The following is a 6,378-nucleotide window of genomic DNA, read 5'->3' as shown; positions in this document are numbered from 1 at the left end:
AAAACGCGACAAAACAAAGCGTATGACCATTTCACTGTTTAAAAAAAACAGTGAAATGGTTGGCTCAGTGAGCGTCGGCGGCGAAGTCCGCCTGCCACATCTTCTCGATATTATAGAATTCGCGAACTTCGGGGCGGAAGATATGGACGATTACGTCGCCGGTATCGACCAGAACCCAATCGCAATGGGGCAGGCCTTCCACGCGCGGCTTGCCAAAACCATGTTCGCGCAGGGCGCGAATGATCTGGTCGGCCACAGCGCCGACATGGCGCTGCGAGCGGCCAGAGGTCACGATCATGTGGTCGGCAAGCGAGGACTTGCCGGTGATATCCACCGACACGGTTTCTTCGGCCTTGGCGTCATCGAGCACGTTGAGGATGAGCTCAACGGCTGACTGAACGGAGGGCGCAGCAGCGGTGATGGGGGAGGGAACGGTGTTGTTGGGCAGCGCGGCCATCAGAAACGGCCTTCCGCCCATGCGCGAGCATGGGTCATGCGTTTAGTCAGCATCCTTGGTTGTTGATCGGAATATTGCGGCGTCTTGGCAAACGGCAAGCCGTCAGTTCCTGTTCCGAAAACAGCGATCATTTCCCTGAATATGCCTGTTTTCAGGCATTTCTGCAAGACGAACGCTGCAAGTCTAGAGAATCCGGCGTTTTGCGGCCCGAATTGCACTTGAAGACAGGCTCGATTGCCGTCCGTGGAGGTAAACCCAGGCGGGTGGCGCAAGGCTTGCGAGCACCGGCGCATCCTCCTGGTCGATCTGCCCATGGGCCAACGCCAGGGCCGCCCGCGAGGCCAGCGCCCGATTGGAAGACCCCGGTCGCGCATAGACGGCGATGGGCAAGGTGTTGGCAATATCCTGCCAGCGCTCCCAGCGATGGAAGTCAGCGAGGCTATCCGCGCCCATGATCCAGACGAAGCGCCGGTCGGCCAGCGCGTCGGTCAGGAAGCGAACGGTCTGCCAGGTGTAGCGGAAGCCCTTTTGCGCCTCGAAGCCGGTGACACGGATGCGCGGATTGTCGATCAATGCCCGTGCCGCCTCTACGCGGGCAGTCAGCGGCGCCAGTTCCTTGTGATCCTTGAGCGGATTGCCCGGGGTCACCAGCACCCAGAGCGCGTCGAGCTCAAGCCGGCGCATGGTCTCTTCCATCACCAGCACATGGCCGGCATGGATGGGATTGAAACTGCCACCGAAGAGGCCAATGCGCATACCGCTGCCGGAGGGCGGCAGGTCGGTTATGCCGGGAATGCGGATAGCAGAACGAAGGGTCACGTCAGGGTCGGAGCTGCCCGTTGCCGCGGACGCGATATTTGAAGCTGGTCAATTGCTCGACGCCCACCGGGCCACGCGCATGCATTTTTCCAGTCGCAATGCCGATCTCGCCGCCAAAACCGAATTCGCCGCCATCGGCAAACTGGGTCGAGGCATTGTGGACGAGAATGGCGCTATCGATCTCGTTGAAGAATTTTTCGACCGCAGCCGCATCCTCGGCGATGATCGCCTCAGTGTGGTGGCTCGAATATTTTTCTATGTGCGCAATGGCGGCTTCGACGCTGTCGACCACCTTTACGGAGATGATCGCATCCTCGTATTCGGTCTTCCAGTCTTCCTCGGTCGCCGGCTTTGCTTCGGCAATCAGCGATTGCACCGTCGCATCGCCGCGGATTTCGCAGCCTTTTGCCACCAGCGCGTCGATGATGGGCTTGAGGTGGGTCGACACCACATCCTTGTGGACGAGGAGGGTTTCGGCCGCCCCACAAATGCCGGTACGACGCATTTTCGCGTTGAGCGTAATGGAAACAGCTTTATCGAGGTCGGCCGAGCGGTCGATATAGACGTGCACGAGGCCTTCAAGGTGGGCAAAGACCGGCACCCGCGCTTCGGCCTGCACCCGCGCCACCAGCGACTTGCCGCCGCGCGGCACGATCACGTCGATATTGCCGCCGAGCCCGCCCAGCAGTTCGCCCACGGCGGAGCGGTCGGTGGTCGGCACCAGTTGAACGCCGTCTTCCGGCAGACCGGCCAGTTTGAGGCCCAGCCGCAGGCAATCGACCAAAGCGCGGGACGAATGCACGCTGTCGCTGCCGCCGCGCAGGATTACTGCATTGCCCGACTTGAGGCAGAGCGCACCGGCGTCGGCTGTCACGTTCGGCCGGCTTTCATAGCTGACGCCGATGACGCCAAGCGGGGTGCGCACGCGCTCGATATGAAGCCCGTTAGGCCGATCCCATTCGGCGATGACTGTCCCGACGGGATCGGGCAATTCGGCAATGGTGCGCAAGGCGTCGATAATGCCGTCGAGCCGCGCTTCGGTCAGCAGCAGCCGATCCTGAAACGCCTTGGTCATGCCCTTGGCCTCGGCATTCTCCATGTCGACCGCATTGGCTTCCAGAATGTCGGCCTTGCGGTTGCGCACGGCTTCGGCCGCGCCGATCAGCGCCGCATATTTGCGTTCGGCGCTTGAGGTCGCTAGCTTACTCGCCGCAATACGCGCCTTGCGGCCGAGTTCGAGCATCAGCGTCGGAATATCGTTGGCGGCCACTTCGGCAAGACTCATTGATGCAATTCCTCCAGCGCCGCTGTGAGAACCATATTGTCGCGATGGATCAGTTCCGAGCGGCTGCCGATCCCCAGCAGTTCGACCACGGTACTGCTGCGCTTGCCCATGGCAAGGCGCGCATCTTGGCTGTCGAGCCCGACAAGGCCACGAGCGATTTCGCGCCCATCCGGATCGACAATGGCAACGGTATCGCCGCGTTCGAATTCGCCCGTCACCTTGGTCACGCCAATGGGCAGCAGCGAGCGGCCCTGCTTCAGCGCACTAGCGGCCCCGGCATCGACCTGCAGCGTGCCGGCGACGGTCAGCGTTCCCATGATCCAGCGTTTCCGCGCCTGCGCACGGGAGCGGGCAGGGTGGAAGAGGGTATGCCGCCCGCCTTCGGTCAGAGCTTTGAGCGGATGGGTTTCCGTCCCCTTGGCGATGACCATGGCAGTGCCGGCCAGCGTCGCGATTTTCCCGGCCTCGACCTTGGTGGTCATGCCGCCACGCGAGAGATGGCTCGCCGCCCCGCCCGCCATGGCTTCGATGGCCGGCGTGATGCTTTCCACTACCGGAATATGCTGCGCGTTCGGGTCCTTTGCCGGCGGCGCGGTGTAGAGCCCATCAATGTCGGAGAGCAGCACCAGGCAATCGGCCTCAATCATCGTCGCGACGCGCGCCGAGAGGCGATCATTGTCGCCATAGCGGATCTCGGCCGTCGCCACGCTGTCATTCTCGTTGAAGATCGGGATGGCCCCGAGCCCGAGCAGGGTCGTCACCGTGGTGCGCGCATTGAGATAGTAGCGGCGCTCTTCGGTGATGTTGGGGGTGATGAGAATCTGCCCCGTGACGATACTGTGCCGCGCCAGCGCCTCGGCCCAGGCCTGCGAGAGGGAAATTTGACCCGCGCTGGCCGCGGCCTGCGATTGTTCGAGCGTCAGCGACACCGCCGAAAGCCCAAGGAGCCCGCGCCCGAGCGCAATGGCGCCCGAGGAGACGACGACGATATCGCGCCCCTCGGCCTTGAGCGCAGCGATGTCCTCTGCGAGGTCATCGAGCCACGCCTTGCGCAGTTTACCAGCCTTGTCGACCAGCAGCGCCGAACCAATCTTGATGGTAATGCGCCGATAGGGCGCCAGCGCATTGGCTGACATCAAGGGGTCCACTTCTCTTCGGTCTTGGGCGCGCTGGCCTTGGCTTCTTCGGCGCGGGTCTCGTCGATGATACCAAGCACGTCATAGAGGATCTGGTCGACGCCTTGACCCGTCGCGCCGGAAATGGCGCGCACATCGGCCTTGCTGGCTTTTTTCAGCGCCTTCATCTTGGCCTTGAGCTCTTCGGGCGTCAGGGCGTCGATCTTGTTGAGGACGACGATTTCGGGCTTGTCCGCCAGGACGTCGGCATAGGCCGCAAGCTCATAGCGCACGGCCTTATAGACGTGGGCCACGTCTTCATTGGTGCCATCGATCAGGTGGATCAGCACGCCGCAACGCTCGATATGGCCGAGGAAACGGTCGCCAATGCCAATGCCTTCGCTGGCCCCTTCGATCAGGCCCGGAATATCGGCCAGGACGAATTCGCGCTCGCCGGCCCGCACCACGCCCAGGTTGGGGTGGAGCGTTGTGAACGGATAATCGGCGATCTTTGGCTTGGCGGCGGAAACTGCGGCAAGGAAGGTGGACTTGCCGGCATTGGGCTGGCCGACGAGCCCGGCGTCAGCGATCAGCTTCAAGCGCAGCCAGATGCCCTTTTCCATGCCCGGCTGGCCGGGATTGGCGTGGCGCGGTGCCTGGTTGGCGCTGGTCTTGAAATAGGCATTGCCGAAGCCGCCATTGCCGCCCTTGAGCAGCACGACGCGCTGGCCGATCTCGGTGAAATCGGCGATCAGGGTTTCCTGGTCTTCTTCAAAGATCTGCGTGCCCTTGGGGACCCGCAGCACGATGTCTTCGCCATTGGCGCCCGCGCGGTCCTTGCCCATGCCATGCACGCCGGTGGGCGCGCGAAAGTGCTGGGCATAGCGGAAGTCGATCAGCGTGTTGAGGCCGTCGGCACACAGGGCCACCACGTCGCCGCCGCGTCCGCCATTGCCGCCATCGGGGCCGCCGAACTCGATGAATTTTTCGCGGTGAAAACTGACAGCGCCGCCGCCGCCATCACCGGACTTGATGTAGATCTTGGCCTGATCGAGAAATTTCATGTGCGTCGTGCCTTCCAGACGCCAAGCGTCAGTTCTGTGTCGATATGCTCCACCTCGGCGTCGCGCGCAAGGCAGAGCAACCAGCTTCGTCCCGATTGGGTAAAGCCCAGCTTCTGCTGGATCGCCAGGGAAGCCAGGTTGAAGTGAAAAACGCCGGAATAGACCACCGGCGCGTTGGTGGTGTCGAAAAACCAGTCGAGGCAGGCAATGCTCGCCTCGGTCATGATCCCTTGCCCCCAAAAGGGCTTTCCGAGCCAATAGCCGATCACCGGTCCATCGGGGCCGGGATGAAAGCCGATATGGCCGGCATAGCCCTCGCCCTTGATCTCGATCGTAAAGTTGGCGTCGTTGGCATCGACATCGGTGTGCCGTGTGCGCAGCCAGGCCTTGGCGTCCGAGAGCAGATAGGGAAAAGGCACCCGCGCCAGATTGCCGGCCACCTCGAAGTCATTGAGATAGCGCGCAATCGGCTCGGCATCCAGCGCCCGCGGTGCACGCAGGATCAGCCGCTCGGTTTCGATGATGGGCATCATCATCGGTGCTGCTCCGAAGTGCTTTTCGCCCGCCAGTCAGCACGGCTGAGCGCGGTCGTCACATGCTGGACATTATGCTGGAGCGCCTGGGAAAAGCGCATTTCCTTGCCCGTTATGACAAAGCCCAGCTTGGTCTTGAGTTTGAGCGAGGCGACATTGTTGTGGTGGGCGCTGGAGCGGATGGTGTCCGCGCCCGTGCCGTCGAAATGCCAGTCGATCAGGGCCGATGCCGCTTCCATGCCAAACCCCTTGTGCCAATGCGGGCGCGATATCCAGAAGCCGAGTTCGGAGACCAGCGTCACGCAACCGATGAGGCCCTTCTTGGGATGCTCGATGATGAAGAAGGCTTTTTCGGGCGTCGGCGCCGGGGCAAGACGCAAAAAGTCCTGCGCCATGGAGAGCGTATAGGGCCATGGTACCGGGGTCAGCCATTTGGCGACGGCAAATTCGCTGATGCCGAGGGCATAGCATGGCGCGTCCTCGGCGCGCGGCGCCCGCAGGATCAGTCTTTCGGTGACTAGCTCGGTCATCTCTCGCCAAACTCCAACCGCATGAGCATGACGCCCTGGCCCTTGAGCGTGCCATCCTGGTCGGTGCTTTCACCGATCTCGGCAAAACCGAGCTTTTTCAAGACATTGCGCGAGCCGGAATTGGAGAGGAGCGCGCGCGATCGGAGGGCCGCCGCCCCGGCCGCTCGCGCGGCATCGACGACGGCTCGCCCGGCTTCGGTTGCGAAACCCTGGCCCCAATGGGGTTCGCCGAGCCAGTAGCCAAGTTCGGGCAACTGGTCGGGGAGAAGGTGCAGGCCAACGGTGCCGACATAAGTGCCATCATGGAGGATCGACCAGGCGAATTCGGTGTCGCCGCGTGCAATCAGCGAGACAAAATGCTCGCCGTCCTTTTCCGCATAGGGATGGGGCAGGCGCGAGAGTACTTCGTGGATGCGTTTATTGTTCGCGAGGGCCGCCATTTGGGGAACATGCGCCATTGCCGGGGTGGCCAGGACCAGGCGGGTCGTGGTCAGTGTTACGGGCAGGCGGTCCTTGAGGGCGGCAGTCATCGTTTCTCTCCAGAAGCAAAAAGGGGAACCGGTCGACCGGTCCCC

At 62.4% G+C, this 6,378-nt stretch carries 8 protein-coding genes; all 8 read right to left on the bottom strand.

Annotation, left to right across the window (positions count from 1 at the left end):
• Positions 1 to 64: 64 nt before the first annotated feature.
• The 8 genes from rsfS to ABW043_RS13435 all read right to left on the bottom strand — a co-directional run bounded on the left by rsfS (position 65) and on the right by ABW043_RS13435 (position 6,333).
• Positions 65 to 457 (bottom strand): ribosome silencing factor, encoded by a 393-nt coding sequence (rsfS, locus tag ABW043_RS13470; RefSeq protein ID WP_353921720.1) that lies wholly within the window; start codon positions 455 to 457, stop codon positions 65 to 67.
• Positions 458 to 640: 183 nt separating this feature from the next.
• Positions 641 to 1,276, bottom strand: a complete 636-nt coding sequence (locus ABW043_RS13465; RefSeq protein WP_353921719.1) for a nicotinate-nucleotide adenylyltransferase — start codon at positions 1,274 to 1,276, stop codon at positions 641 to 643.
• Position 1,277: 1 nt separating this feature from the next.
• A complete protein-coding gene (locus ABW043_RS13460; protein WP_353921718.1) occupies positions 1,278 to 2,561 on the bottom strand; it encodes a glutamate-5-semialdehyde dehydrogenase in 1,284 nt (427 codons plus the stop codon).
• Positions 2,558 to 3,700 (bottom strand): glutamate 5-kinase, encoded by a 1,143-nt coding sequence (proB, locus tag ABW043_RS13455; RefSeq protein WP_353921717.1) that lies wholly within the window; start codon positions 3,698 to 3,700, stop codon positions 2,558 to 2,560. The genes ABW043_RS13460 and proB overlap by 4 nt, the downstream gene beginning before the upstream one ends.
• Positions 3,697 to 4,740 (bottom strand): GTPase ObgE, encoded by a 1,044-nt coding sequence (gene obgE, locus ABW043_RS13450; RefSeq protein ID WP_353921716.1) that lies wholly within the window; start codon positions 4,738 to 4,740, stop codon positions 3,697 to 3,699. The genes proB and obgE overlap by 4 nt, the downstream gene beginning before the upstream one ends.
• Positions 4,737 to 5,276 carry a GNAT family N-acetyltransferase gene (locus ABW043_RS13445; protein WP_353921715.1) on the bottom strand — a complete coding sequence of 180 codons (540 nt, stop codon included), beginning with the start codon at positions 5,274 to 5,276 and terminating at the stop codon, positions 4,737 to 4,739. The genes obgE and ABW043_RS13445 overlap by 4 nt, the downstream gene beginning before the upstream one ends.
• Positions 5,273 to 5,803 carry a GNAT family N-acetyltransferase gene (locus ABW043_RS13440; protein ID WP_353921714.1) on the bottom strand — a complete coding sequence of 177 codons (531 nt, stop codon included), beginning with the start codon at positions 5,801 to 5,803 and terminating at the stop codon, positions 5,273 to 5,275. The genes ABW043_RS13445 and ABW043_RS13440 overlap by 4 nt, the downstream gene beginning before the upstream one ends.
• Positions 5,800 to 6,333 carry a GNAT family N-acetyltransferase gene (locus tag ABW043_RS13435; protein ID WP_353921713.1) on the bottom strand — a complete coding sequence of 178 codons (534 nt, stop codon included), beginning with the start codon at positions 6,331 to 6,333 and terminating at the stop codon, positions 5,800 to 5,802. Before ABW043_RS13435 ends, ABW043_RS13440 begins: the two co-directional genes overlap by 4 nt.
• Positions 6,334 to 6,378 lie beyond the last annotated feature (45 nt).

The organism is Devosia sp. (assembly GCF_040509215.1).
Classification (GTDB): domain Bacteria; phylum Pseudomonadota; class Alphaproteobacteria; order Rhizobiales; family Devosiaceae; genus Devosia.
This window is presented reverse-complemented; position numbering and strand designations above follow the sequence as displayed.

What these genes read in the sequence shown, in the direction of transcription:
- ABW043_RS13435 (WP_353921713.1), bottom strand. Translation starts at nt 6,333, where the DNA reads ATGACTGCCGCCCTCAAGGACCGCCTGCCCGTAACACTGACCACGACC.
- ABW043_RS13460 (WP_353921718.1), bottom strand. Translation starts at nt 2,561, where the DNA reads ATGAGTCTTGCCGAAGTGGCCGCCAACGATATTCCGACGCTGATGCTC.
- ABW043_RS13440 (WP_353921714.1), bottom strand. Translation starts at nt 5,803, where the DNA reads ATGACCGAGCTAGTCACCGAAAGACTGATCCTGCGGGCGCCGCGCGCC.
- ABW043_RS13445 (WP_353921715.1), bottom strand. Translation starts at nt 5,276, where the DNA reads ATGATGATGCCCATCATCGAAACCGAGCGGCTGATCCTGCGTGCACCG.
- obgE (WP_353921716.1), bottom strand. Translation starts at nt 4,740, where the DNA reads ATGAAATTTCTCGATCAGGCCAAGATCTACATCAAGTCCGGTGATGGC.
- rsfS (WP_353921720.1), bottom strand. Translation starts at nt 457, where the DNA reads ATGGCCGCGCTGCCCAACAACACCGTTCCCTCCCCCATCACCGCTGCT.